Raw genomic sequence first — 25385 nt, 5'->3', positions numbered from 1 at the left:
ATCTTAGTCGTGTAGTCTGTTTTGAGAATTACTTGAGAGATTGTGATGGCGAATGAGGAGCAGGTTGATTTACTGAAGCAGGGTGTTGATGTTTGGAATGAATGGCGTCAGGAAAATTTTGGGGTAAATATAGACCTCAGTTGCGCTGGCTTCTCTTGGGACAATTGCAGAAAGGCTAACCTCAGTGGTGCCAATCTCACCGATGCAAAACTTAGTTTTATCAGCCTCAGTGGTGCAAATCTCAGTGGTGCTGACCTCAGTGGTGCTGACCTCAGTGATGCTGACCTCAGTGATGCCAACCTTACTAGTGCCAACCTCAGCGGTGCAATTCTAACTGATGCAGTTCTGGAAAGTGCTAACCTCAGTGGTGCTGACCTCAGTGGTGCCAAACTTTGTAGTGCTTACCTCAGCAATGCAATTCTCTGCGATGTCAACCTTAGTGATGCTTACCTATTTGTTGCTAATCTTTGCAATGCTAACGTTAGCTATGCTGACCTCAGTGGTGCTAACCTCAGTGATGCAATTCTCAAGGGTGTTGTTCTCAATGGTGCCAATCTAAGTGGTGCCAAGCTTACCAGTGCCAACCTTAGTGGAGCAATTCTCAAGGATGTTGTTCTCAATGGCGCCAGTCTTTCTAGCATCCAGTTCAGGAAGGCAAACCTCAGTGGTGCTGACCTCAGTGGTACTGACCTCAGTGGTACTGACCTCAGTGGTGCAAATCTCAGTGGTGCTGACCTCAGTGGTGCTGACCTCAGTGGTACTAACCTCAGTAATGCAATTCTAGATAGTGCTGATCTTAGTGGTGCCATAATTACTGATCAGACGCACATGGATCCTAAATGGAATCTTGTTTACCAATTAGTAAATAACGGTGGGTTAGAAAAAGACCTCAGTGGTGCTGACCTCAGTGGTGCAAATCTCAGTGGTGCTGACCTCAGTGGTGCTGACCTCAGTGGTGCAAATCTCAGTGGTGCTAATCTTAGTAACGCTAAACTGAAGTATGCCAATCTCACAAAAACCTGTCTAAAAAGAGCAATTCTTCAGGAAACTGACTGTTTAAAAGCCAATCTTAGTCATGTAAATCTTAATAAGGCTATATGTCGTAGAGCAGTTTTCAAATTAGCAAATCTTAGCAACGCAAACCTATATGATGTTCATTTGAGTGGTGCCGACTTTGAGGCAGCGGTGCTTACTTTAGTGGACTTTAGAATGTCTACTTTCAGAGAACTTTCAAAAAACGGTATTAGTAAGGCTAGCTTCAAAAGCGCTAATCTAAGCAAAACTAATTTTTCAAATACTGACCTTTCTAGAATTAATTTTAGTGAATCTAATTTAACCTATGCAATCCTATCAGAGGTTGATCTTAGTGGTGCTGACCTCAGCTATGCTAATCTTAGGGGTGCTTTACTAAAGAGAGCAACCATTTTAGGTACTAGTTTCCAACATGCAATATTGACTGGGATTTGCAAGCAAGAATGGAATGCCAATGCTGAAACAAACTTTGATGGTGTCAGGTGCGACTATATCTATTTAAAAGAGAGTCAAAAAGAACGATGCCCACATAATCCTAATGAAAATTTTGAAGCTGGGGAATTTACCAAGCGATTTCAAATATCTAAAAATATTCTTGAGCTTGCTTTTAGAGATGGTATGCCTTGGAAATCTTTTGCTCAAGTATTCAATGACGTTAATCAAGAAGTACTTAGTAAGTATGATGCTGAACTATACCTTCAAGAATACAAAGTATTAGGTGATGGTTTAGTTATACTAAAAATTGCTCATCCTGCTGATGTAGATGCGGATAATCTTCAGGAAAAACTTCAGACTGGTGTTCAACTACTAGAAGAGTCAAAGCTTAAAAATGCAAGATTAGAGGGTAAGTTGGAAGAAAAAGATAATACATTACAGCAACTTATACGTTTACTTTCTCCGAGTGAGCAACTTGAGAGAGGGATTGAACTAGGTAAGGGACTAGTCAGGCATTCTATTGTTAATACAGGAGATAATGTAAATATAGCTGCTGGCAGTAATAATTCACAATTAAATCATCAAGAAGAAAGTGGTATAAATAAACAACCGAAATCTTTTTTTCGACGCTTTTTGGATGATGGGCAAGATATTAATTTCATAGTAACAATTGTCAAATCAGTCTCCACAATCATTTTTATTACTCTTCTTGCAGTTTCACCATTTGCTGTTGATCGCATAAAGCATATATTTAACCAAAATGAATCCCCTGTTATACCATCTAAAATAAATAAATCTAATACTGATATAAGCTTTCCCCAGAAATCTTCCACAGCATATCCCCAGAAGCTAAACTAATTTTGTCTTGGCTGAGGATATTTGCATGAACCCCAAACTCGTCTCACTGAAGCCCAAGCCAACAATTCCATCGACTGGGAAAACCCCAACAAACGTCGAATCAAACCCTGCATATTCAGACAAGACGGCATTCCCAACGATTGCACGGAAAGATGATCTGCCAGTCAAGCGTAAGCCATCTCCAGATGCTGGAGACGATGAGCGCAAGCGTGAATCAGCCCCTATCCAAATTCACCGAGAACCCAATTTTGCACGGAGAACACAGCGAGGGTATTCAGCACGGCAAACAACTAGCAGAACCCAACCCCCCAGAGTATCCAGAGCATTTGAGTTCAAGTTCAATACCCTTGTGCGCAGACAAAAGAATCTGATCCAGCAGACCAAGCTAGAGGGTCAGCTTGAGTATTTGACCGTTTCCCAAAGCGGTACAGGGCAATATTGGATAACCGTGGAGGGCACCGGAAAGCCTTTCATCAGAATTCCGTTTGAAACGCCTGAGTATTGCTTTGAGTGCGCTTTGGACTTAGAGGATACGTTTGAGATATTGCAGGTAATCGAGCTACGACCACCAGAGACGATTGAGCGGATCGAAGAGATGGTGGGAGTGTACCTGGATCGGGAGCGGGTTGCTCGGATCTGGGGGTGAGACTATCCGGGTGCTTGGCGCTAACCTTTACAGATTGACTCCGACTTTGTACGCAACTCTTTCCTTAATCTGGGCTGATTATGAGATGTGGCGTTTGCCTCCGAGCAGGGGTGGATAGCCGCGCACAGTTAAATCAAAAAGCCCGATAAAGTGGAAACCAAGGCTCAAGATAACCCCCATGCTTAAGGTAGTTCGACTTCTGCATCTTCTCCCATGACTCCAAACTACCATGACCCTTTAAAGGTTTTTATTTCCTATTCCCATAAAGACGATGATTTGCGAGAAGAGTTGGATATCCATCTTTCCAATCTCAAGCGTCAGGGTAAAATTGCTGCTTGGCATGATAAAGACATCGAAGCAGGTGAAGAATGGAAAACTCAAATCGACAGCAAGCTAGAGTCCGCTCAAATCATTTTGCTACTTGTTAGCCCTCCCTTTATGGCGTCTGACTATTGCTACAACTATGAGATGAAAAGTTCGATAGTGCGCCATAACGAAGGCACTGCCCGAGTTATCCCCATTATCCTTCGTCCTTGTGATTGGAAGGAAGCACCCTTCAGTAAGTTACAGGTTTTGCCAAAAGATGCAAAACCTGTAACTCAATGGGCAAATCGAGATGAAGCATTTTTGGATATCGTCGAGGGGATACGAGGGGTGGTGGAGTCCCTGGGAAAACAAATAGATGGCTCTTCTTCGGAGCACAGTCCACTCCCCCAAAAAAGTGAACGTCTGGGACAAGAAGTGTCATCATTCATCCCGGTGAATGCCAAATTATCTTTATTGGAGGAACAAAATTTAAGTCAGCGCTTACTAACACGGCGGTCCGTTTTGAGACTTCTTCTCGGAACAACTATTTTGACAACTATCGAAATAAATTATGGAAGTGTTCTTCAAAAAGTACTTGCGGAGCTTGGTATTGGGCGCGAGAAGGGTAGAATTCACCAAGCACTTTCTCCTCCACAGGGGACTATCTACCCAGATGATGTCAAGAAGCGATACTCTTTAGCTTTTGAGCTATTTCTCAGTTCAGAGGTGTCTATAACAGAGTTTATTCCTCCACAGACCTGGGATCACGCTCTTCCAGATATTGATCTTGGGAATGGCCAAAAAACATATGAACATGAATATTGGGTGCTTGAGGCCATTACAGGTCTAATGTCTTCTTCAGTAAAGACATGGGATACCCACCAAGAATCCTGGCTTGCCCACGCAAATTCTTCCATGGTAATGCTAGCGTCTGGTAAGTCCAACGAGGCAAGCCGATGGCTCATAGGAGAACCTGATAGTCCTATTTGGTCACCAAGAGTTGGTGACCGAACTATAGACCTGTCTTACTCGATAAAAACTGTGAATGGTTATGCGAAACGATTGCAATATGGTGAGGAAATCGAACGTCAATTGATGGCTGTGTGTGACAGAAGGGGCAATATTCTTGTACAAGCACAAACAAATGATGGTTGGCAAATGGATGACTATTTACTTGTTACTCGTGTTCCTGGTCCCAGTATTGGTACGGTCATAACAGTTATTTCGGGACTCCATGGACCAGGAACCAGATCAGCGGTAATGCTATTGAATCCTAAACCTAATAATCATCTTGAAGAATTGGCATCCAGAATTGGTCATAAATCTGGTGAAGTCCCGTACTATCAAGCTGTTTTTCGGTCCTCAGATTTTCGAAATATTGGGGGGTCTTCGGTGGCAAGTAGCATTGAGTTGTTGACGGAAGTATGCCCACCAGTGCGTATCGCGTAGCAAAGTTTGTTACTAGCCATGGTGGAGGCTTATTGTGCTTTTCTGTAATTTTATTTTGGATCTTGTCCTCTTTTGGTGATCAGAGTAAGAAATACAATTTAGAGCCTCATAACTTACCAATTTGACTGAGAATCATAACGGTAGATCAAGGGGTTCAGCCTTGTTTAGTTTTTATCTGTGAGCAGAATTACAACACATTTTTCTGGATCACCAAAAGAGGACAAGACTCATATAGCGCTTTAAAGTACATTGCTACGAGTGTGCTTTGGACTTAGAGGATACGTTTGAGATTTTGCAGGAAATCGAGCTGCAGCCACCGGAGAGACTATATTGATAAAAAATTTATCTGACTCTCTAAGTCTGACAATAAAACATTCTTAATAGTTACCGAATGATTGCCGTCATTTGTGTCTAGAATAACGTCATCTACAACCTGAGTCAGTGTAACTCCACCGCTAGAATAGCCTTCTAAGTGAATGAAGTCTTCTGTAACGTTGAAGTCATAGATTATGTCGTTGCCACTCCCAGAAAGAGTATAGAGAAACGTATCGATACCATTTCCGCCGTATAACGTATCGTTGCCAACATGGCCATCGATAACATCGCTACCATCACCACCATATAACTGATCATCACCAAAACCACCTGTTAGGGTGTCATTATCGGCGTATCCCTTCAACAAATCATTTCCGCTACCACCACTTAAATAATCATTCCCCTCATGTCCGTAAAGCTCATCTCTTCCGTCGTCAGCTTGGAGTGTGTCGTCGCCAAGATGCCCGTATAGAATGTTGTCACCTCGTCCACCATTGATCTGGTCATTGCCAGCATTTCCTAGGAGGGTATCGTTACCCTCCTCGCCCCATAAGCTATCGAAGCCATCTTCTCCAGTTAAAAGATCGTTGCCTTTTCCACCATGTAGTGAGTCATCACCAGTACCACCAGCTAAGTCGTCGTTCCCTAAATCTCCATGTAGGACATCGTTATCACCATATCCACGCAGTAAATCGTTGTCCCCGCCACCCCTGAGAGTATCATTGCCGTCGTGGCCGTATAAACTGTCATAGCCTAGCCCTCCTAGAAGTGAATCATTGTCTCCTAAGCCATACAAGAGATCATTGCCTGCCCCACCATAGAGGGCGTCATCTCCTTCATGGCCAGTTAACTTGTCGTCTCCATCCTCACCATCGAGGATGTCATTCCCCATACGACCATTTAAAGTGTCATTCCCGTTTCCTCCTAATAGATGGTCATTTCCATTACCACCATCAATGAGATCGTTTCCATCATCACCCAATAGGCTATCAAAACCATCGCTACCATAAATTGTGTCGTTACCTTCGCCACCAGTAACAGTGTCTTTGCCTTGTCCAGAACTGATGTAATCGTTTCCTAACAAACCTGAGATTGAGTCATCATAAATTGTTCCATAAAGAGTGTCATCGAAATCAGTTCCAAAAATGTCAGGCATATTCAATCTTCTTTATTGGGATTATGTATTTATTTTAAAAAAATTATTTTATTTGAAAATCTCTGAAATGCGCAATTTTATAAATACTTATAATAGTCTAAAGAGTTAACTGATTAGATAAAATTTTAGTTTATCCAAAACAATTTATCAGAGAAATATTGGATTATCTTATAAAGAAGCAACAAGCTATCTAGCGGAATGATAACCCCTCGCCAGGAATCTTGTTTGTTACAGCACTTGAACTGGAAAACACATATTCGAGATTTTGCAGGTTTTAAGTCTGCGGCCAGGGGAAACTATCGAGCGGATCGAGGAGATGATCGGGGTATGGTTGGAGCGGGAGCGGGTGAGTAGGGTTTGGGGGTGATTGGAGCCGATTATGTTCAAGTTCTATCTGGTACAAAGCAGATCCATAATACCGATAAAGTCTTGATACTCTTTGCCTTCAAGCTTTGTTTTTTGAGGCACACTAATATTACTTTGCGTGTTTTTAGTGTCTTCAGTCGTCATTTTTAAATTTGAACGAAATACTCTCCGAGCTGCACAGTGGACTTCATAATCACCCTTTGCTAGTACGGACTCTCCATTCTCCCGATAAAACATCGAAAGACGAGCCTTAATCACACTCTCTCCCGAGAGTTTAATTCTCTTGAAACTATGAGATTCCATATCAACTCTGGCCTCAGTGGTTCCAGATGTCGAGCTAAACAGGTTTTCCCAAGGACTTGCGAGTGTTGGTTTTGCGGATACGAGGCAGAGGAAGATGGAAAGACCTAAAAGGGAGGTAGACCTAAACATAGATTATGAATATTTTTGATGATGTGAACGAAAGTGCCCCAAACAATAATGCTACCTGAAAGGTATTTTAGAAGCGTTATCCTACTTCAAATAGGTTTGGGGTAGCCCGGGAACAGTCTACTGGGGAGGTCATACACATAATCCATCCTAGTGTGCCCAAATCAAGGCAGTATTTGGTCATAAGGATGAAATACAAGTCATTAATGAGTCTTTATTCCCATTAAGCTTTTTCCTATCTGCTATTGACACCCTCATCCAGCCAAACTAGCGGTATGGCTAAAGAACCGCTACATCAAACTGACATATTTAGGTTAATAACAGTAGCTTAAACAAAAATAGCAGAGGAGGAGAATACAAGCATCTTGCTCAATGAAGGGTGCTTGTTATGAGAACTCATCTATACGCTCATAAGAGACGAGCTTCCCCGTCTATGTGTACCTCTGTTCCTCGTCCTTCTGAAGTTCAGTCATCAGTGCAACCTCCGCAGATACAGGCAAGGTCTAATGAAGAAGGCTTAGCTGAACATGCTGAGCGATTGAAAAAGTTTCAGCGGCTGGGTAGTTCAATGATACAAATGGGGCCACCCAGACTTGATAACGATCAGACCAATTCATTACAACCCAAACCTTGGATTCAGAGGAAGCTAACACTTGGAGAACCGGGAGATAAATATGAACTGGAAGCAGATCGGGTTGCATCTCATGCGGTTCAACAGATCAATGCCCCTGCTTCTAAACAATCCAATCTAGAGCATTCAGTTCATCATCTAGAGTCTGCTATCAATAGTGCAAGAGGTAGTGGACATCCATTGGATGCGAAATTGCAACAGTCAATGGGTCAAGCGATGGGTGCAGATTTTAGCGGAGTGAGGGTCCATACCGATGCTCAGTCTGATCAGTTAAATCAATCGATTCAGGCCAGGGCATTTACAACGGGTCAAGATGTTTTCTTTCGAGAAGGGGCTTATCAGCCGGGGAATCGTGGAGGGCAAGAGTTGATTGCCCATGAGCTAACTCATGTAGTGCAACAGGATGAAAATTCTCTGTCATCTATATCTGAATCATCACATTCTAAACAGGTCAAACCCAGCAAAACTAACAGAGGGCAACAAATAAGTCTCAGCGTAAATCATGTTTCGCCCAAACATATCAACATTCAACGTGTAGCTACAAGTATTGAATGGAGTGATGCAAAGGAAGTTCAAACTCTTGAAGTTGAGGGGCGACCTCCAGGAACTCAAGGAGCTCATACAACAGCATTTGTTGTTTTTGTACAAGGTTTACGTAATCGCTTATTTAAGAAAAATTTTTCTGATGTTCTCAAAGAGCTTAAGACAATGACTGCTGAGATCAAGAATCTACCAGGCTTTTCTCAAGGCACAAAATATATGCAAAATTTTGTCAAAGATGCAGTCGATAATCTTATTAATAATATTGACACTGCTATTTTAAATATAGGAACAATATCTGAAATTAAATATACTCAAATTATTCAGGAATTTTGCAATCAGTATCTTAGAGCTAGGAACCAAGTTCACTTTACTGCTGATAAGGATGTAAAAGGATCTTCACCTTTAGGGGAAGCAGCTAGTAACAAGGTTTTAGTTGAGTATGTAGCAGGATATATTGAGGATCCAACCGAAGAAGATGCTTCAGCTAAAGCAATAGCAAAACAGAGCTTTAAGTTATTTGATTGGAAGGTTACAAAGAAATTGAAACCTGATATTGTGGCTCAACATCTTATCTCTATCGACCAAGCATTTCCAGGGATAATCCCACTTAGGAAAAAGATAGTCGCTAAATTTCTTTTACTTGTTAGTAAAAAGTATCGTAGAGAGTCAGGTTCATTTGATAGGAAGGTAAAAGACATCTTAACTGGTCAACCACTTCCTTGGATCGTTTAAAGAAGATGTATACAAAAAACAAGAATTGTGAATGGTTTAGTGAATTGTATATCTCACAGAATATATGGCGCTTTCTAACATAAGAAGTGACGCATTTAAAGCATATGGTGGTCAAGACCTCGACGATCTTAACGGGTCTTTGGATAAAACCCATTATCATTGCTGTGGACACGTTTGTAACTCTTCTTTAGTAAGTACGGTACCAATTCTGGATCACCGTCGAGGGCAGCGGCAGACCCTTCTTCGGAATTCCATTTGAAACTCCTGAGTACTGCTATGAGTACGCATTAGACCTAGAAGACACATTCGACGTGTTGCAGGTTTCAAGTCTGCGGCCAGGGGAAACTATCGAGCGGTTCGAGGAGATGATCGGGGTGTAGTTGGATCGGGAGAGGGTGAGTAGGGTTGGGGGGTGATTATAATGCCGTTTGACTCCTGATATTCAGCATAGTTGCTACTTGCAGTAATTACTGCATTACTTGCTTACTGCATTATTTGCTTAATCGATATCTTCTAGAGCTTCTGCCAAGAGAAGTCTCACGATATCTACCTTTTTCTTTCCAGTCCTGGCTGCTAACATCGAGAGTTTCTTGTGTAGTGATTCAGGTAGATCAGCAGTAAAACGGATTGTTCGTTCTTTGGGTTCATCCTGAAATTTATCTACAATATTCTTCCGTTGACTAATTGCTTCATTTACTGTGTCAGGGTCAATATTCTCTTGAGGAACATCAAGATCGATATCGGTAGTGCTGGTGTTTTCACCAAAAACAAATGCTTGAGCAAGCGAGTCATCAAGGGTTTTGCGTGTTTTATTCATGTGAGTAAGTTGAATACTTCTTGGAATAGCTTGTCAAATTCTCTTGCTGATTCAGTAGCCGAACGTCCTGGTGTATTCCAGACTGTGGTTAGCTGGCCCGAAGTATCAGCTATTACCTGCTTCTGATGTATTACTGTGCTCAAGAGTTTCGTTTCTGGTATCTTTGTCAACAAAGATATGGCTTCATCTTTTAGCTTGGTACCTTTAACTGCACGACTGAGAAATATTGCTGCTTTTGGAGGACCATTGCGAACTGATTGGGCTTGCTTAATCAGGCGAACTGAATCTGATGCTGAACGGAGATCCAAACCAGTTGGTTGGCATGGAACGAGAGCAAGATCAGATCGGAATAGTACTGCACGAGTTACTTCAGATAAGCTTGCTGGACCGTCAACGATCAGATATTCATAATCTTGATCAAGTTCGGGGAGCTTTTCCAAGAGATTATCTGGACTCTGAACAACTTCGAATGGAATTTGGGACTCCATTGAGTTCAACCATACTGAGCTACTTTGTTGTGCATCAGCGTCAACTACAAAAGTTGTTTTACCCTTTTTAGATAGCCAGTAGGCTAAATGTACTGAGGTAGTTGACTTACCACATCCACCTTTTTGATTGATTACTGCTATTACAGTCATTATTTACTGCATTACTGCATTGATTACTGCATACATTAGAAAAATGCTATTGCAGTAAACCACAAAAAACAAAATCAAGCAAGTGCTTGATTGCTGCATTGATTACTGCATTAATTACTGCATACGTTATTAATGCAAGAAAAGGTGTTAAGAAAGTTGCTCACAGCACTAAGATGTGTATATTTCAATAGTCTATGACCAAAATTAGATACTAATTAAGTACTGCAGTAATTAAGTAATTCATTACTGCAGTACTATAGAATTCAAATATTTGTATTTTGAAAGTTATCCTCTAATCTGATAAAAACATTACCCTCATAAAATCCTCCTCGCTGTTCCATCCGAAAGCCTCCCAGAAGCACTCCGATCAATACAGCAACAGGCACTAGGCCAAGCCCTCGCACCAAGTCACCGAACGAAACAGCATCCTCTTTACCCTCCAGAAACTCTTGGATCGCATTCACCCATGCTCCAACATCTTCGACATGGCTGATCTTCAGTGCAATCGCTTCCCCAGACTCCAGCTCATCAACAAACTCCAGCACCGAGTCTTTGCTAACATCACCTACAACCGACTCCACAGGATTCCCCGTGAACCCCTGGCGTCGCTTCCGTGACTTCGGCTGACGACAAAGATCCGAGACATCCAAAAACATAGTCTGCTGAACCATCCCAGCTAAGAAATCCTCATCCAGCACTGGACCTTCAGAGTTGTATCGTTCCTCCCAACCCTGGATCATTAACTCTGCCCGTTGAAGACAAACCTCAGCCATATCCTTGATCGCATCCCCAGCTACCCTGAGCTGTTCATGGGGAGAACGGCCCTGTAAATGCTGATCCAACGATGCACACATCAGAGAAATATCAGCCTGCTCCGGTTCATCTAAAGCAGAAGCCAAAGCACTGGCAAAATCTAGTTCAAGCTGTTTGAACATAGCGCTTATCCTTCAGGGGACATTCCGCGATCTCACACTCAGACGGTTCCATTCGAATCGGGGGTTCGAACTCCGTGATTCCGAATCGTTCTCTTAGTACCCTCAGCACCTCTTTCAAGTAACGATTAACTTGGGTATTGGTCATCCCCATGCAGTGGACGGCCTCAATTTCTGCTAACTTCTCACTTCCCCGCCAGACACTGACAGCCAGGGCATGGAGATGCGCATCCTTGGGCTTTTCTTTGTAGAGGTATAGCAAAGCCACAGGTGGGGCTTGGACGGGAATAGAGAAGGTTTCAGTGGTTTCTGCTGGGGTTGTTATTGCTTTCTGACTAGCGTATTCTCCTCGGCGCTTAGCATTGCTTTCCTTGCGGTGACGGTAGTGATTTCGTTTGCGATCGCACCGATTATCCATCCAGTAGCCATCCCCTTGCGGCCCATGAATCTGCTTTGCTTCCCTTCGGGAATAGTCGATGCATGGGAGACAGATTGGGTTAGGGGGCAGTGGCATGGTTCGTTCTTTTTAGATCAATACCCGTGATGGATCATCAACATCGAGGGGCTGCCAGGACTCAATCAAATCTGTGAGCCATTAAAAAAGCAATTATTTCCATCCCCAACAACGCCCTAGATAGATTAAAGAAATATACTTAATAATTGCGTAAAGCATATCAAAAGTGCCGATAATTTTAGATGCGATTAAATTAAATTTCAAACAAGCGCTCCGTCATCATTCGCAATCTATTGCAGACCGTCAGTTCTAAACGCTCAACCCAATGGAAAAGAGACAACAAAATATCCCATAGATTAACGCTGAATGACGAGTCCGGACCCACCAGAACAGCAAACCATCCTATTCCTTGCCAGCAACCCTGATGGATTGCGGCAAGTCGGACGAGAATTACGCGACATTAAAGATGGGTTACGCAGATCTGAGCATCGAGATCAGTTCACTCTATGTCCTTGCCTGGATGTACGCACAAAAGATATTCAACGGGCATTGCTGGATGAAACGCCTCAGATAATTCACTTCGCTGGTCGGGGAGAAGGTGAAGCAGGACTCTTCTTTGAAGATGAATTAGGCAATCCCAAACTCGTCACAGGTGCAGCCCTCGCAGGTTTGTTTACTCTGTTTGCTGAGGATATCCACTGCGTCATTTTGAATGGCTGTTATTCCCAGGTCCAAGCTCAAGCCATCGCTCAACATATTGATTATGTCGTGGGTATGCAGCAGGCCATCAGCAATGAAGCGGCCCTGGCCTTTACCGTGGGGTTCTACGATGCCTTGGGTGCAGGCAGAGATATTAAATTTGCCTTTAAGTTGGGATGCAGTGCCATCCAAATCGAGGGTTTCCCCGAATCCCACCCCCCAGTCTTAGTCCAAAAGTCCAGTATTCAAGCCGAACCCATTCAACCCTTTTCTGAACAACAGCCCCCTGAAAAGCGTTGGAGAGTGCCAGAGTTACCCCCCCACTTTTTACCTCGTCCTCAGACCCTAAAAGCTCTGAGAGAGAGAGTCCTCAACAATCTAGCCCAGCCCGTGGTGATGACGGGGCACCAGCAACGCATTGGTGTCCAGGGAATGGGCGGTATTGGCAAATCGGTATTAGCCACAGCCCTAGCCTATGACCCCCAAGTCCAAGCAGCCTTCCCCGATGGGATTTACTGGCTAACGGTGGGGATAGAACCCAACCTGCTGGCCCAGCAAACCGATCTAGCAGAAGCCCTCTGTGGAGAACGCCAGGTATTTAAAGATATCAATGAAGGAAAAAACCGACTTCAATCCCTATGGCAAGGACGCCAAAGTCTTTTGATTCTAGATGATGTCTGGCGCATCCCTGATGCTGAAGTCTTCAATGTCCTGGGACATCAAAGTACCTTGGTGGTCACAACCCGTGACTCAGAATTAATCACGGGATTAGGAGCCACGGACTTTTCCCTTTCTGTACTCAATGACGACCAGGCACTGGAGTTATTAGCTGCCTGGGTGGGCTTCCCCATCTCAGATCTGCCTTCTCAAGCCCAGGCAGTAGCGAGAGAATGTGGAAATTTACCCTTAGCCCTGGCCCAATGTGGTGCAATGGTGCGGGATTTAACCCCTTGGCCCCATATTCTCAGTGCCTTACAAGATTCAGATCTTGAATTTATCCAAAAACAATTCAGTCATTATTCCTACCCCGATGTCTTCAAAGCCCTGCATGTCAGTGCAACAGTCTTAAAAGAAACCAACCCCATCGCTGCCGACCGCTATCAAGAACTGGCAGTATTTCCAGCCGATGAATTGATACCTGAATCAGTCATTGTGCGCCTATGGCAATATACGGGCGCATTAAAGGAGCGAGATGCGGGCAAAATCCTAACGACCTTATCGAGTAAAGGCATGCTGCGGCTAGAGGGGGACTACCCCCAGCGGCAAGTCAGCCTCCATGACTTACAGCAGGATTATTTACAAGCTCAGCAAGCCGACGAAAAGGCATTGCATCAGCAACTTCTGGAGGCATATCAGCAGAGCTGTCCAGAGGGATGGCATTGTGGACCGAAGGATGGGTATTTCTATAAGCATTTAGCCCATCACCTCAAGCAGGCAGAACGCACCGATGAGTTACGCCAATTACTCATGGACTATCGTTGGATGCAACGCAAATTGGAAGTCACCGATATCAATGCGCTGCTATTGGACTATGAAACGTTACCCAAGGACAAAGACCTAAACATAGTCCAAAGTGGGTTGCGGTTATCCAGCCATGTAATAAATCAGTATCCTGAGCAGCTTCGCAGTCAGCTCTATGGACGCTTGCTTAGCCAGAAATCACTGAGTTTGAAATCTTTAAACCAATCACTAGCTCAGTGTCAAAGTGAGTCATGGATACGTTGTTTATTCCCACATCTAAACCAGGCTGGGGGAGCATTGATTCGTACCCTTAGCGGACATACAGACTATGTTTATGGCTTGAGCATCAGCCCCGATGGTCGAACCATTGTCTCCGCTTCCAGTGACCAGACCTTGAAGGTATGGGATCTGGCGACAGGCGAGGAGCTTCGTACCCTCAAAGGACATACTGACTCTGTCAATGGCTTGAGCATCAGCTCCGATGGTCGAACCATTGTCTCCGCTTCCAGTGACCAGACCTTGAAGGTATGGGATCTGGCGACAGGCGAGGAGCTTCGTACCCTCAAAGGACATACTGACTCTGTCAATGGCTTGAGCATCAGCCCCGATGGTCGAACCATTGTCTCCGCTTCCAGTGACCAGACCTTGAAGGTATGGGATCTGGCGACAGGCGAGGAGCTTCGTACCCTCAAAGGACATACTCATACAGTCACATGCGTGAGCATCAGCCCCGATGGTCAAACCCTTGTCTCTACTTCTTGGGACCAGACCCTGAAGGTATGGGATCTGGCGACAGGCGAGGAGCTTCGTACCCTCAAAGGACATACTGACTCTGTTTATGGCTTGAGCATCAGCCCCGATGGTCGAACCATTGTCTCCGCATCTGGGGACTATACGCTGAAAGTGTGGGAGCTTGCGACGGGCCAGGAGCTGCGCACCCTTAGTAGCCATACTGACTATGTCAATGGAGTAAGTATCAGCCTCGATGGTCGGACCCTTGTTTCAGCATCTTGGGACCATACGCTGAAAGTGTGGGAGCTTGCGACGGGCCAGGAGCTGCGCACTCTCAAAGGGCATACTGCCCTTATAACGGATGTGAGCATCAGCCCCGATGGTCGGACCCTTGTCTCCGCATCTGGGGACTATACGCTGAAAGTGTGGGAGCTTGCGACGGGCCAGGAGCTGCGCACCCTTAGTAGCCATACTGACTATGTCAATGGAGTAAGTATCAGCCCTGATGGTCATACCCTCGTCTCCGCATCTGGGGACCAGACCCTGAAGGTATGGGATCTGGCGACGGGTAAAGTGTTGCGCACCCTCAAAGGGCATACTGGTTCTGTCACTGGAGTAAGTATCAGCTCCGACGGTCATACCCTCGTCTCCGCATCTTGGGACCAAACCCTGAAGGTATGGGAGTTAACGACGGGCCAAGAGCTGCGCACCCTTAGTAGCCATACTGACTATCTCACTGGGGTGAGTGTCAGCCCTGATGGTCACACTATTGTCTCCTCATCTTGGGACAGTTCCTTAAAGGTATGGGAGCTGGCGACGGGTAAAGTGTTGCGCACCCTCAAAGGGCATACTGATTATCTCACTGGGGTGAGTGTCAGCCCCGATGGTCACACTATTGTCTCCGCGTCAGGGGACCATACGCTAAAAGTTTGGGAGCTGGCGACGGGCCGGGAGCTGCGCACCCTCAAAGGACATACTGCCCTTATCACAGGCGTGAGAATTTGCCCTGATAGTCGGACTATTGTCTCCGCATCTAGAGACCAGACCCTGAAGGTATGGGAGTTGACGACGGGCCAAGAGTTGCGCACTCTCAGCGGCCATACCGACTATGTAACAAGCCTAAGTGTCAGCCCCGATGGTCACACCATAGTCTCTGCGTCTTTAGATAAAACAGTGATTGCTTGGGAAATGGCGACGGGTAGAGTAACGATGAGTTTTACTGGTGAAGGCTCATTTCGCTGTTGTGAGATCGCACCTGATGGTCGCACCGTCATTGCTGGAGATTCTGGGGGGCAGCTTTACTTTCTGCGGTTAGAAGGCCCCAGCTTTTCAGATGACAGGGAGGTCATCTCATGACTTAAACCGTTCTAATATCCCTTCAATTCCTGCCTCAACGTTTGGGGTGCTCTCTCAGAACCGAAGGCTATCCACGTCGCAATTCAATCATTGAGCGTTCCACTATCTCTGCCCGAATTTATCTGTCCTGCCATCATGACTACCCAAACCATTCTCTTCCTCGCTGCGAATCCCAAAGATACTCAGCCTCTCCGATTGGATCAGGAGTTAAGGGATATTGATGAGGGTTTACAGCGGGCTCAACATCGCGATGAGTTTCAGCTTGAGCAGCGCCTGGCGGTCCGTCCCCGTGATATTCAGCGGGCCATGCTGGATTTGAATCCCCAGATCGTTCATTTCTCAGGCCATGGGGAAGGGGATGAGGGCTTAGTCTTTGAGGATGTCAGTGGCAACACCCAGTTGGTCAGTGGTGAAGCGATTGCAGACCTGTTTAGCCTGTTCGCCGATCAACTGCGTTGTGTGGTCCTCAATGGCTGCTATACCGAGGTGCAAGCGAAGGCCATCTCAGAACATATTCCCTATGTGATCGGGATGAAACGGGCGATCCAGGATAAAGCGGCGATCTCCTTTGCCGTGGGATTCTATGATGCCCTCGGTTCTGGACGAGATGTGGAGTTTGCCTTTAAGTTGGGCTGTGCCGCTATCCGCATGGAAGGCATTGAAGACCATCTCACCCCGGTTCTGATCAAAAAGCCGATTACAGAGGAAACTAAGAATCAGGATCAACCCAAGGCTCAGACTCCTCCAACACCCGCACCTTCTCCCATGAGTCCAAAAGCCGATGGCCCCTTAGAGGTCTTTATTTCCTATTCCCATAAAGACGATGATTTGCGAGAAGAGCTAGTCATCCATCTCTCCAATCTGAAACGCCAGGGGAAAATTGCAGCTTGGCATGATCGGGCGATTGAAGCCGGGGAAGAATGGGAAACCGAAATTAAAGATCGCCTAGAATCTGCTCAAATCATTCTGCTACTGGTCAGCGCACCCTTTATGGCCTCTGACTATTGCTACGACATTGAGATGCAACGAGCGATAGACCGCCATAACGAAGGCACAGCCCGAGTCATCCCTATCATTCTGCGTCCCTGTGATTGGCAAGGGTCACCCTTCAGTAAGCTTGAGGTACTCCCTAAAGATGCCAAGCCCGTGACGAAATGGGCTGATCGCGATGAAGCATTCTTGGATGTCGTCAACGGGATACGGAGGGCGGTAGAGACCCTGACAAAAAAGTAGACAACTCTTCGTCAGGACTCAGTCCACCATCGGAGAGTCATCAGAGTCAGGGATCAGAAACCTCGTCATCTTCCCAGATAAGTCCTCCCCATAACCTCCCTCGCAGCGGTGTCGTTGAATTTGTCGGTCGTGACCAAACGCTGCTGGAATTGCACCAGCTCCTCCAAAAGAACAATCCAATAGCCCTCACCGCATTAGCAGGTATGGGTGGGATCGGAAAGACAGAACTTGCCCTGCAATATGCCATCTCCCAACTCGATCTGGGTCATTATCCGGGTGGACTCTGCTGGTTGCGCGTGAAAGGCCAGGAGCTATCCGCCCAAATTATCGAATTTGCCCGGACCAAGTTGGCACTGGCCCTCCCGGATAGATTCGATGAAGACCAACAAGTGAGTTATATCTGGGGACACTGGCCCACCGGAAAGGTGCTGATTATTTTTGATGATGTGATGGACCTTGAGACCATTCAACCGTACTTACCGCCATCAGATCCACGGTATAAAGTTCTCATAACAACCCGTCAGGATTTAGGTCTATCCGTTCATTCCCTCTCCATCACAGAACTGAGCGATACGAGTGCCTTATCCCTCCTGAGAACCTTAGTTGGAGACGAGCGCATTGATCCTCAGCTCGACGATGCCCAAGCCTTATGTAGATGGGTAGGAAACCTACCCTTAGGACTAGAGTTAGTGGGTCGGTATCTAGCCAGAAAGACAGACTGGTCCCTCCAAAAACTGATCGAGCGACTTGAATCTAAGCGATTGGAAGCCAAAGCTCTGACAACTCCAGCATCCGGAATGACGGCACAGTTTGGGGTCGCTGCTGCGTTGGAATTAAGCTGGGTAGAGCTGAGTGAGGCAGAACAAGAACTGGCCTGCTTTCTAGGGATGTTTGCGGTTGCACCTATTCCTTGGACCTTGGTTGAAAGCTGCCTGTCGGAACAGGATCCAGATGACTTAGAAGACACTAGAGATGAAGGTTTAATCGCTAGAAACTTACTCAAACGAGTAGACCAGGGTACTTACCAGCTCCATCAAATTGTGCAGGAGTACTTTCGGATTCAATTAAATCAGCGTCCTGATCAGGGGGAATCTCTTCAAGCAAACTATTGCCGAGGAATGGTAGTTGCAGCCCAGGAGATTGATGACAGCCCAACGATTGATGTGATTACCCAGATGAGTGCGAGTATTCCTCACTTAGAGGAACTGATAAATCAATGGATTGACTCACTAAATGACGATGACTTGATATGGCCCTATGTTGGCATCAGTCGATTCTATGAAGGGCAGGGGAACTATGGTTTATCTCTGCCCTGGAGACAAAAATGCTTAGAACAAACTCGACAGAGATTGGGCAGCGAACACCCCAATGTCGCGACTAGCCTCAATAACCTGGCAGGACTCTACAACAAGCAAGGACGGTACAGCGAAGCAGGACTGCTCTTTGTGCAAGCGTTGGAGATGAGTCAGAAGCTCTTGGGCAGCGAACACCCCAATGTTGCGAGTAGCCTCAATAACCTAGCAGGACTCTACGACAACCAAGGGCGCTACAGCGAAGCAGAACCGCTCTATGTGCAAGCGTTGGAGATGAGTCAGAAGCTCTTGGGCAGCGAACACCCCGATATCGCGACTTGCCTCAATAACCTGGCATTCCTCTACGACAATCAAGGACGTTACAGCGAAGCAGAACCGCTCTATGTGCAAGCCTTGGAGATGAGGCGGAAGCTCTTAGGTAGTGAACACCTTGATGTCGCGACTAGCCTCAATAACCTGGCAGGACTCTACAACAAGCAAGGACGGTACAGCGAAGCAGAACCCCTCTACGTGCAAGCCTTGGAGATGAGACAGAAGCTCCTAGGTAGTGAACACCCCGATGTCGCTCGTAGCCTCAATAACCTGGCAGGACTCTACAACAAGCAAGGACGGTACAGCGAAGCAGGACTGCTCTTTGTGCAAGCGTTGAAGATGAGACAGAAGTTCTTGGGCCGCGAACACCCCGATGTTGCTCAAAGCCTCAATAACCTGGCAGGACTCTACAACAAGCAAGGACGGTACAGCGAAGCAGAACCCCTCTACGTGCAAGCCTTGGAGATGAGACAGAAGTTCTTGGGCCGCGAACACCCCGATGTTGCTCAAAGTCTCAGTAACCTGGCAGGACTCTACAACAAGCAAGGGCGCTACAGCGAAGCAGAACCCCTCTACGTGCAAGCCTTGAAGATGAGACAGAAGCTCTTGGGCCGCGAACACCCCGATGTCGCTCTTAGCCTTAATAACCTGGCATTACTCTACAAGAAACAAGGACGGTATGAAGAAGCTATCCCATACCTACGGCAAGCTCTAAGAATTGTAGAAGTCGTCTTAGGTCCCGAACATTCTTCTACTTTGGTTGTCCGAAAGAACTTAGAGTCATTGCTCTAGCTGGCCCCAGCAAGCATCAGAAATCCAAAAGTCAATCGTGTAATTTTAAACAAAACTTGTCCGTTTTTTTAAACCATAAGTTGGCCACTCAAAGGCTGAAAGGCTGATTATTACGTTTAGCGACCCCTTCCTCTGAAGTGCTTATCACGAATGATAAGCTTTACTAAAGCTTACTTTTAACCATAAGTTGTCCGAAAACCCAGCGAAATAGGATGCCAACAATCTAGTCCTTTTTTTAAGTTAAACAGTTCAAGATCAATCACAGAACGATAGGTAAGTAGGGTTGGGTAATACATCATGCTTAGTGATTCAGATTTTGAAGCTTGGTGTTCCCAGCTTAAATTATCTAAAATTACTCGCACCCTAGTTTCTCAAATCCGCACATCAGAACCTGTACGCCGAGTTGGGGGTGGTCGCTCAAATGTGTGCGGCCAATATCCCAGTCATAAGATGGGAAAAACTATTCAATTTGAATCACATAAGGTAGAACTTCCTGCTATTGAAGCCTACGAAGCCGATAAGGAGGTGTTGGAATATTACGACCAACCTATTCAACTAGAGATTGAGTTCAAGTCATCAAAGGGACGTCTCATCCGTTGCAAGCACGTTCCAGACTTTTTAGTTCTACGGCAAACAAACGTTGTCCTAGAGGAGTGGAAGACTGAAAAGAAGCTAGAAGAATTAGCCCAGAAGCAACCACACCACTATTATCTTGATGACAACGGTCATTGGCAAAATCCCCCAGCAGAAAGAAGTGCAGAAACGTATGGAATTTCCTATCAGCTGAGATTAGATCATGAAATTAACTGGGTTGAATATCGGAATCGCCAATTTCTGAAAGGCTATCGTGACGGCAGCTATTCTGTCGATAAAGCTCTTGAAGCAAACCTTATTGACAAGGTTACTGGGAGTCCAGGCATTACGGTAGCTCAACTCCTTCAATCTATCCATACAGCAAGTCAAGATGATATCAATGCCCTCATTGCTAAAGGTGCAGTTTATACAGATCAACGCGCCGTTTCCCTAACAGAACCTAATAAGGTCCAACTTTACCAAAATCTAGAAACGGCAGAGGCATTCCAACTCGCCCCACCTTGGCAGCCTCTCGATACTCTCCAGGCTTTTGGGCTGGATATCACCACTCCTTTGACTTGGGATGGCAAGCCAGTAACGATTGCTCATGCGGGAGGGACAACGATTGTATTGCGGAACGATGATGGGCTAGTTGAACTAACTCATACTGAGCTAGATCGCCTATTGCAACGACGAGCTATTGTCGCTCTGGAAAATCCACTGCAGCATAGCTCTTCCAAATTCTGGGAAGAATTTCTGCAAGCAAGTCCTGATGATCTCAGAATTGCTAATGACCGCTATCGGATCCTTGAAGGTTATTTACAAGGAAAACCACTAGACTCATCTGTGGTTTCATCCCGAACTCTTCGACGATGGCATCGTCAGTTCAAGGCAGCTCAGCAGATCTGTAATTGGGGTTACGTTGGCCTGTTACCCCATCACAACGCCAAGGGAAATCACCTCTCCCGAGTGTCTAAGGATGCGTGGGAATTCATTGACCAAATTATTGATGATCACTACGAAACGCTTCAACAAAAAGGCAAGATGGCTGTATATGGTATTCTTCTGCGTGAGTGGGAGCATTCTCGACGACCAGATCTTTGTCCCAGCCATGTTACTTTCTATCGATACCTCAAACAGCGAGATCAGTATCGACAAACTAAAAAACGGAAAGGCGCAAAAGCAGCCTATCAAAAAGCCGCCTTTTATTGGGAGTTGAAACAGAGTACTCCATCTCATGGTGACCGGGTCTTTGAAATTTGCCACATCGACCATACTGAACTTGATATTGAGTTGGTTTGTTCTCGGACTGGAGAACTTTTAGGTAGACCTTGGGCAACCATTCTACTGGATGCTTTTTCTCGACGTGTACTGGCAATCTACCTAAGTTTCGACAGTCCTTCTTATCGTGCTTGCATGATGGTGCTGCGAATTTGCGTTCAGCGCTACGAACGCTTCCCAGAGACCATTGTGGTAGATCATGGTGCGGAGTTTGACAGCATTTATTTTGAGACATTGCTAGCGACGTTTAATTGCACTAAAAAACAGCGACCACCCGCTCATCCCCGATTTGGCTCAGTGATAGAACGTTTTTTTGGCACTGCAAACACTCAATTCCTTCACAATTTACGAGGCAATACTCAGATCACGAAACAAATCAGGCAGGTCACTCGCAAGAACTCTCCTAAGTCCCAGGCGGTATGGAATTTAGGTGAACTCTATGACCATTTTTGCCAGTATACCTACGACATATATGACCAACTTCGCCATCCTGCTCTGGGCCAAAGCCCACGCGCAGCATTTGCTGCAGGGATGAGTAATAGTGGCAGTCGTCCCCAACAACGAGTTATGAACGATTCCATTTTTCAAGTTCTTACCTTGCCTTCAACATCTAAGGGAACTGCACGGGTACAGGCAAATCGAGGAATTTGCGTCAATTACCTTAGTTACTGGGCTATCGATGATTGCTTTCTCAATCCGAATGTCGAGGGCACAGATGTTCCCGTGCGTTATGACCCTTTTGATATGAGTATAGTGTTTGCCTATGTCAATAAGGCTTGGGTTCGTTGTGTCTCTGAATACCATGCCCTCTTCCAAGGACGTTCAGTAAAAGAGATCAAAGCTGCTAGTGCTGAATTAAGAAAACAGGCCCAACTACAAAATCAACAAGTACCCCTGCGAGCTAAAACGATTGCTACATACTTAGCATCGACCGAGGTGAGTGAGGCTACCCAATTGCAGCGATTGAAAGACCTTGCCACTAAAGATGTGCAAGCACAACTTCAGTCCAATGTACAACCAGCAGATATAGCTGATAGACACCCACTGACTCATGAATTTGAGGAGGTCACGAATAGTGATCAGCCAAGCCGACCCAAAATCACAACTGCAGTCAAGATTGACATTGAACATATTCAGCCCTATGCCAATGAGGAGCTATGGAGATGAATGCAGGCCCTGCGTTTCCTACTGCACTCCTTCAGCAATCCTCAGCGGAAAAACTGAAATACTTCAAAGGGATCACGGTTCCACATCGTCATCTACAAACAGCGCTAGATCATCTGCTTCTTGATTTGCAAGAGCCAGCCGATATCTCTATTCTCTTCATCGTTGGCCCCACTGGGGTGGGCAAAACTACCCTACGCCTCCGGGCAGAGAACCTTTTGCTAGAAAAGTATCTACCAGAACTTCAGGCAAATCCAGGGCAAGTTGCCGTTGCGAGTATGGAAGTTGCAGCAGCCGAGCAGAGTAAATTCAGTCACCGTGACTATTACATTCGTGCTCTAGAAGCGATTGGGGACGTCATGGCCGATTATAAATTCAGCTATGGCATTCAACATCAAGCTGACCCTATTCACCACAGCAAGAACTCTGCTGCTCAACGACGGGCTTTGGAGAATGTACTACGTCTTCGCCAAGTAAAGACATTTATGGTGGACGAAGCACATCATTTGCTGATGACTGCCGGTGCACATCAGATGCTGCAGCAAATGACTTGGATTAAATCCTTAGCTAATATTTCAGGCACAACTCACGCCCTATTTGGCACATACGAACTACTCAACTGTTCAAAATTAAGTGGACAGCTCAGTCGTAGAAGCGCTGACATCCATTTATCTCGATACCAAAGCGATATTGAGCAGGACGTTACTGAGTTTATCCGGGTCATTCATACTTTTCAACGTCACTTTCCCTTGGCACATAAATCTCAGTTGGAAAAGCACTACGACTATCTTATGGATTACTCCATTGGCTGTATTGGCATTCTCAAAACTTGGCTAATGAGAGCATTGCGTAGTGCACTACTGGAAGAGTCAAACAGCCTAAAGATGAAGTACTTGAAGCAGTCAGAGTATTCTGCAGCTCGTCGCCAACAACTCCATGAAGAAGCCCAAGCTGGAGAGCGTCGGTTTCAAGACAATGGATTATCAAGTACAAACATTGCTGCTCCAGGCATGACAACAAAGCCTAACAGTAAGCATGGCCGTGTGGGAAAACGAAACCCCAAGCGAGATCCTACTGGAGGTGGATCAAGTGCAAGATAGTGCAGCCAACACTGAACTCTGGGATTTACAAAAGCCAACGGTAATGAGTCGTAGTCGTTTGTTTCATCTAGAACCCATTGGAATTGGTACTATTTTTGTTGAAAGCCTATCGGGTTATATTGTTCGTCTAGCCAATTATCACTGTGTCACTGTTCGTCAGTTGATAATCAGAGAAATAGTCCCTCTAATGTGGCAGAAAGGATTTCCCACTTTTCGCTGGCGCTCCAGAATTAATCAATTATTCAAACCGGACAGTTCCCTTATCAAAAACAATGAGGTAAGAGGGATCTTGGCAGAAACCCTTATTCAATCACTGGAGGAATTAACACTGAGGCAAGACTTAAGAGATTTATCATTACTCCGTGAAGCGGCTTCTATCATCAACGACAGACATATGAGAAAGTATCATGCATGGTGCCCGAGATGCTTAGAAGAATGGCGACAGTCTGAGCGAGTGATTTTTATGCCACTCATTTGGCTGGTGGAAGCTCTAGGTGTGTGCCCACAACACAGACATCAACAGCTAATAAGTAATTGTCCTTCTTGCCAACGGCAGTTCTCAGTGATTACTGCAAGACTATACCTAGGATTTTGCCCGAACTGTCATAGTTGGCTAGGTAGTTACTCGCAGTTTTCTAATAGTCAAGAAACTGACTCCTTAATTGAATGGACCAATTTAATGCGTGACCCTTTAGAACATCAATTATCTTGGATAGATAACTATAAGGAGCTTCTATACCAAGCTCAAATCCATTTCCTTCCACCAAAGGTTACTACTTTACGTTCCACTCATGAACCCAGCCAATAACACGCCCTCCGTCAGTACTAACTTGGTATCGTACTAATTCAGAGGAGCCTAAAGGTTGAGATTTGACTTCAATAATTTTAGCTTCTGTTCCTATAGGAACATAGGTAATGATGTCTTCTTCCAGCCAACTTCCGAACTCCCTGGATATACCAATTTTTTCTTCTGCAGAGTCAGCTTTCAATTTAATCACAGAATTAACTGAAAGCCTCTTAGTTGGTGCTGCAAAGTAAAGTTCATTTAACTCAACTTTAACTTGCATAGGCCCAGATTGAGCGGCATTAGCCCATTCCCCATTGGGTGCATATTCAGCCATGCCAGCACTGTAAGCACCATCTGTTTTGTCTTGAGGTCTGTAAGCGAAAACACTTACCGCATTGGCTTTAGTTTTTTCTTGTACTTCCCTAGCAGCTCGCTCTAACGTAGCTGCTAACTCTTCCTTGGTTTTCCCAAGCGGAACCTTGATGCGAATAGTCATTCGTTTAGCTTCTGCGGTAGAGATATCCTCTAACTCACCAACCTGTGTAAAAGAAGTTTGTTCATCAGAAAATTTAGAGGCAGCATTACTAACCTGAGCTTGTGGTGATTGCTTATTTGAAATTACTGGTGCTTTCTCGGATGATTGTTTTTGCTGAGCACATCCAAACACAAACAATGAAGCTAAGGGAATTACTAAGTATTTAGGAAACATAAGGCCAAACGAAATTAATTTAGTGAAATCTCTGTCAAGCGATATCTAACAACATCATTGAGCTCTATCTGTCACCTGAAATTCTAATAATTTCATCGTATCAGGATGCTAACACTACACTCCCTAAGGGAACT

18 protein-coding genes are annotated in these 25385 nt (G+C 45.3%); 11 read left to right on the top strand and 7 right to left on the bottom strand.

The window, feature by feature from the left end; all coding sequences use genetic code 11:
- Positions 1 to 45: 45 nt before the first annotated feature.
- From ON05_RS35280 to ON05_RS35270, 3 genes are all read left to right on the top strand, one after another.
- Entirely contained in the window at positions 46 to 2325 is a 2280-nt protein-coding gene (locus ON05_RS35280; RefSeq protein ID WP_262562707.1) for a pentapeptide repeat-containing protein, read from the top strand.
- Between the two features lie 25 nt (positions 2326 to 2350).
- Complete coding sequence (locus ON05_RS35275) at positions 2351 to 2971, top strand: hypothetical protein (protein ID WP_010482082.1); 621 nt, start codon at positions 2351 to 2353, stop codon at positions 2969 to 2971.
- Between the two features lie 213 nt (positions 2972 to 3184).
- Positions 3185 to 4726 (top strand): toll/interleukin-1 receptor domain-containing protein, encoded by a 1542-nt coding sequence (locus tag ON05_RS35270; RefSeq protein ID WP_010482083.1) that lies wholly within the window; start codon positions 3185 to 3187, stop codon positions 4724 to 4726.
- A 325-nt stretch (positions 4727 to 5051) separates the two neighbouring features.
- On the opposite strand, the gene ON05_RS35265 is transcribed toward ON05_RS35270, so the two are convergent.
- On the bottom strand, positions 5052 to 6197 hold the full coding sequence (locus ON05_RS35265) for a calcium-binding protein (protein ID WP_010482084.1): 1146 nt from the start codon (positions 6195 to 6197) through the stop codon (positions 5052 to 5054).
- Between the two features lie 198 nt (positions 6198 to 6395).
- Between ON05_RS35265 and ON05_RS35260 the strand changes: the two genes are divergently transcribed.
- Entirely contained in the window at positions 6396 to 6551 is a 156-nt protein-coding gene (locus ON05_RS35260; RefSeq protein WP_175307315.1) for a hypothetical protein, read from the top strand.
- A 36-nt stretch (positions 6552 to 6587) separates the two neighbouring features.
- Here the strand turns inward: ON05_RS35260 and ON05_RS35255 are convergent, their stop codons facing one another.
- Positions 6588 to 6866 (bottom strand): hypothetical protein, encoded by a 279-nt coding sequence (locus tag ON05_RS35255; protein WP_010473667.1) that lies wholly within the window; start codon positions 6864 to 6866, stop codon positions 6588 to 6590.
- 601 nt (positions 6867 to 7467) lie between these two features.
- Between ON05_RS35255 and ON05_RS35250 the strand changes: the two genes are divergently transcribed.
- Complete coding sequence (locus tag ON05_RS35250; RefSeq protein WP_010470280.1) at positions 7468 to 8898, top strand: DUF4157 domain-containing protein; 1431 nt, start codon at positions 7468 to 7470, stop codon at positions 8896 to 8898.
- A 499-nt stretch (positions 8899 to 9397) separates the two neighbouring features.
- Here the strand turns inward: ON05_RS35250 and ON05_RS35245 are convergent, their stop codons facing one another.
- The 4 genes from ON05_RS35245 to ON05_RS35230 form a co-directional block, all read right to left on the bottom strand.
- Positions 9398 to 9715 (bottom strand): CopG family transcriptional regulator, encoded by a 318-nt coding sequence (locus ON05_RS35245; protein ID WP_010470282.1) that lies wholly within the window; start codon positions 9713 to 9715, stop codon positions 9398 to 9400.
- Positions 9712 to 10353 carry an AAA family ATPase gene (locus ON05_RS35240; RefSeq protein WP_029315040.1) on the bottom strand — a complete coding sequence of 214 codons (642 nt, stop codon included), beginning with the start codon at positions 10351 to 10353 and terminating at the stop codon, positions 9712 to 9714. Before ON05_RS35240 ends, ON05_RS35245 begins: the two co-directional genes overlap by 4 nt.
- A gap of 263 nt (positions 10354 to 10616) precedes the next feature.
- Positions 10617 to 11288 carry a hypothetical protein gene (locus ON05_RS35235; protein ID WP_010470288.1) on the bottom strand — a complete coding sequence of 224 codons (672 nt, stop codon included), beginning with the start codon at positions 11286 to 11288 and terminating at the stop codon, positions 10617 to 10619.
- Entirely contained in the window at positions 11272 to 11799 is a 528-nt protein-coding gene (locus ON05_RS35230; RefSeq protein WP_029315041.1) for a hypothetical protein, read from the bottom strand. Before ON05_RS35230 ends, ON05_RS35235 begins: the two co-directional genes overlap by 17 nt.
- Before the next feature lie 306 nt (positions 11800 to 12105).
- Here ON05_RS35230 and ON05_RS35225 point away from each other — a divergent pair, with 306 nt between their 5' ends.
- The 6 genes from ON05_RS35225 (at position 12106) to ON05_RS35200 (ending at position 24563) form a co-directional block, all read left to right on the top strand.
- Positions 12106 to 15987: an NB-ARC domain-containing protein gene (locus tag ON05_RS35225; protein ID WP_262562705.1), complete on the top strand. Its 3882-nt coding sequence runs from the start codon at positions 12106 to 12108 to the stop codon at positions 15985 to 15987.
- A 135-nt stretch (positions 15988 to 16122) separates the two neighbouring features.
- A complete protein-coding gene (locus ON05_RS35220) occupies positions 16123 to 17220 on the top strand; it encodes a TIR domain-containing protein (RefSeq protein ID WP_010472366.1) in 1098 nt (365 codons plus the stop codon).
- Between the two features lie 149 nt (positions 17221 to 17369).
- Positions 17370 to 19637 (top strand): tetratricopeptide repeat protein, encoded by a 2268-nt coding sequence (locus ON05_RS35215; protein ID WP_396151038.1) that lies wholly within the window; start codon positions 17370 to 17372, stop codon positions 19635 to 19637.
- Between the two features lie 297 nt (positions 19638 to 19934).
- Positions 19935 to 22658 carry a TnsA endonuclease N-terminal domain-containing protein gene (locus ON05_RS35210; RefSeq protein ID WP_010474246.1) on the top strand — a complete coding sequence of 908 codons (2724 nt, stop codon included), beginning with the start codon at positions 19935 to 19937 and terminating at the stop codon, positions 22656 to 22658.
- Positions 22655 to 23755 (top strand): TniB family NTP-binding protein, encoded by a 1101-nt coding sequence (locus ON05_RS35205; RefSeq protein ID WP_262562703.1) that lies wholly within the window; start codon positions 22655 to 22657, stop codon positions 23753 to 23755. Before ON05_RS35210 ends, ON05_RS35205 begins: the two co-directional genes overlap by 4 nt.
- Positions 23745 to 24563, top strand: coding sequence for a TniQ family protein (locus ON05_RS35200; RefSeq protein ID WP_029315235.1), 819 nt, complete (start codon positions 23745 to 23747; stop codon positions 24561 to 24563). Before ON05_RS35205 ends, ON05_RS35200 begins: the two co-directional genes overlap by 11 nt.
- On the opposite strand, the gene ON05_RS35195 is transcribed toward ON05_RS35200, so the two are convergent.
- The gene (locus ON05_RS35195; RefSeq protein ID WP_010474250.1) at positions 24529 to 25251 is read right to left on the bottom strand and encodes a hypothetical protein; all 723 of its coding nucleotides are present in this window, start codon (positions 25249 to 25251) and stop codon (positions 24529 to 24531) included. The genes ON05_RS35200 and ON05_RS35195 overlap by 35 nt on opposite strands.
- Between the last annotated feature and the right edge of the window lie 134 nt (positions 25252 to 25385).

Origin of the sequence: Acaryochloris sp. CCMEE 5410 (assembly GCF_000238775.2) — a bacterium.
Lineage (GTDB): Bacteria > Cyanobacteriota > Cyanobacteriia > Thermosynechococcales > Thermosynechococcaceae > Acaryochloris.
This window is presented reverse-complemented; position numbering and strand designations above follow the sequence as displayed.

Excerpts from the sequence above, each read along its gene's own strand:
- ON05_RS35280 (WP_262562707.1), top strand. The coding sequence starts at position 46 with ATGGCGAATGAGGAGCAGGTTGATTTACTGAAGCAGGGTGTTGATGTT.
- ON05_RS35275 (WP_010482082.1), top strand. The coding sequence starts at position 2,351 with ATGAACCCCAAACTCGTCTCACTGAAGCCCAAGCCAACAATTCCATCG.
- ON05_RS35270 (WP_010482083.1), top strand. The coding sequence starts at position 3,185 with ATGACTCCAAACTACCATGACCCTTTAAAGGTTTTTATTTCCTATTCC.
- ON05_RS35265 (WP_010482084.1), bottom strand. The coding sequence starts at position 6,197 with ATGCCTGACATTTTTGGAACTGATTTCGATGACACTCTTTATGGAACA.
- ON05_RS35260 (WP_175307315.1), top strand. The coding sequence starts at position 6,396 with ATGATAACCCCTCGCCAGGAATCTTGTTTGTTACAGCACTTGAACTGG.
- ON05_RS35255 (WP_010473667.1), bottom strand. The coding sequence starts at position 6,866 with ATGGAATCTCATAGTTTCAAGAGAATTAAACTCTCGGGAGAGAGTGTG.
- ON05_RS35245 (WP_010470282.1), bottom strand. The coding sequence starts at position 9,715 with ATGAATAAAACACGCAAAACCCTTGATGACTCGCTTGCTCAAGCATTT.
- ON05_RS35240 (WP_029315040.1), bottom strand. The coding sequence starts at position 10,353 with ATGACTGTAATAGCAGTAATCAATCAAAAAGGTGGATGTGGTAAGTCA.
- ON05_RS35235 (WP_010470288.1), bottom strand. The coding sequence starts at position 11,288 with ATGTTCAAACAGCTTGAACTAGATTTTGCCAGTGCTTTGGCTTCTGCT.
- ON05_RS35230 (WP_029315041.1), bottom strand. The coding sequence starts at position 11,799 with ATGCCACTGCCCCCTAACCCAATCTGTCTCCCATGCATCGACTATTCC.
- ON05_RS35225 (WP_262562705.1), top strand. The coding sequence starts at position 12,106 with ATGACGAGTCCGGACCCACCAGAACAGCAAACCATCCTATTCCTTGCC.
- ON05_RS35220 (WP_010472366.1), top strand. The coding sequence starts at position 16,123 with ATGACTACCCAAACCATTCTCTTCCTCGCTGCGAATCCCAAAGATACT.
- ON05_RS35210 (WP_010474246.1), top strand. The coding sequence starts at position 19,935 with ATGCTTAGTGATTCAGATTTTGAAGCTTGGTGTTCCCAGCTTAAATTA.
- ON05_RS35205 (WP_262562703.1), top strand. The coding sequence starts at position 22,655 with ATGAATGCAGGCCCTGCGTTTCCTACTGCACTCCTTCAGCAATCCTCA.
- ON05_RS35195 (WP_010474250.1), bottom strand. The coding sequence starts at position 25,251 with ATGTTTCCTAAATACTTAGTAATTCCCTTAGCTTCATTGTTTGTGTTT.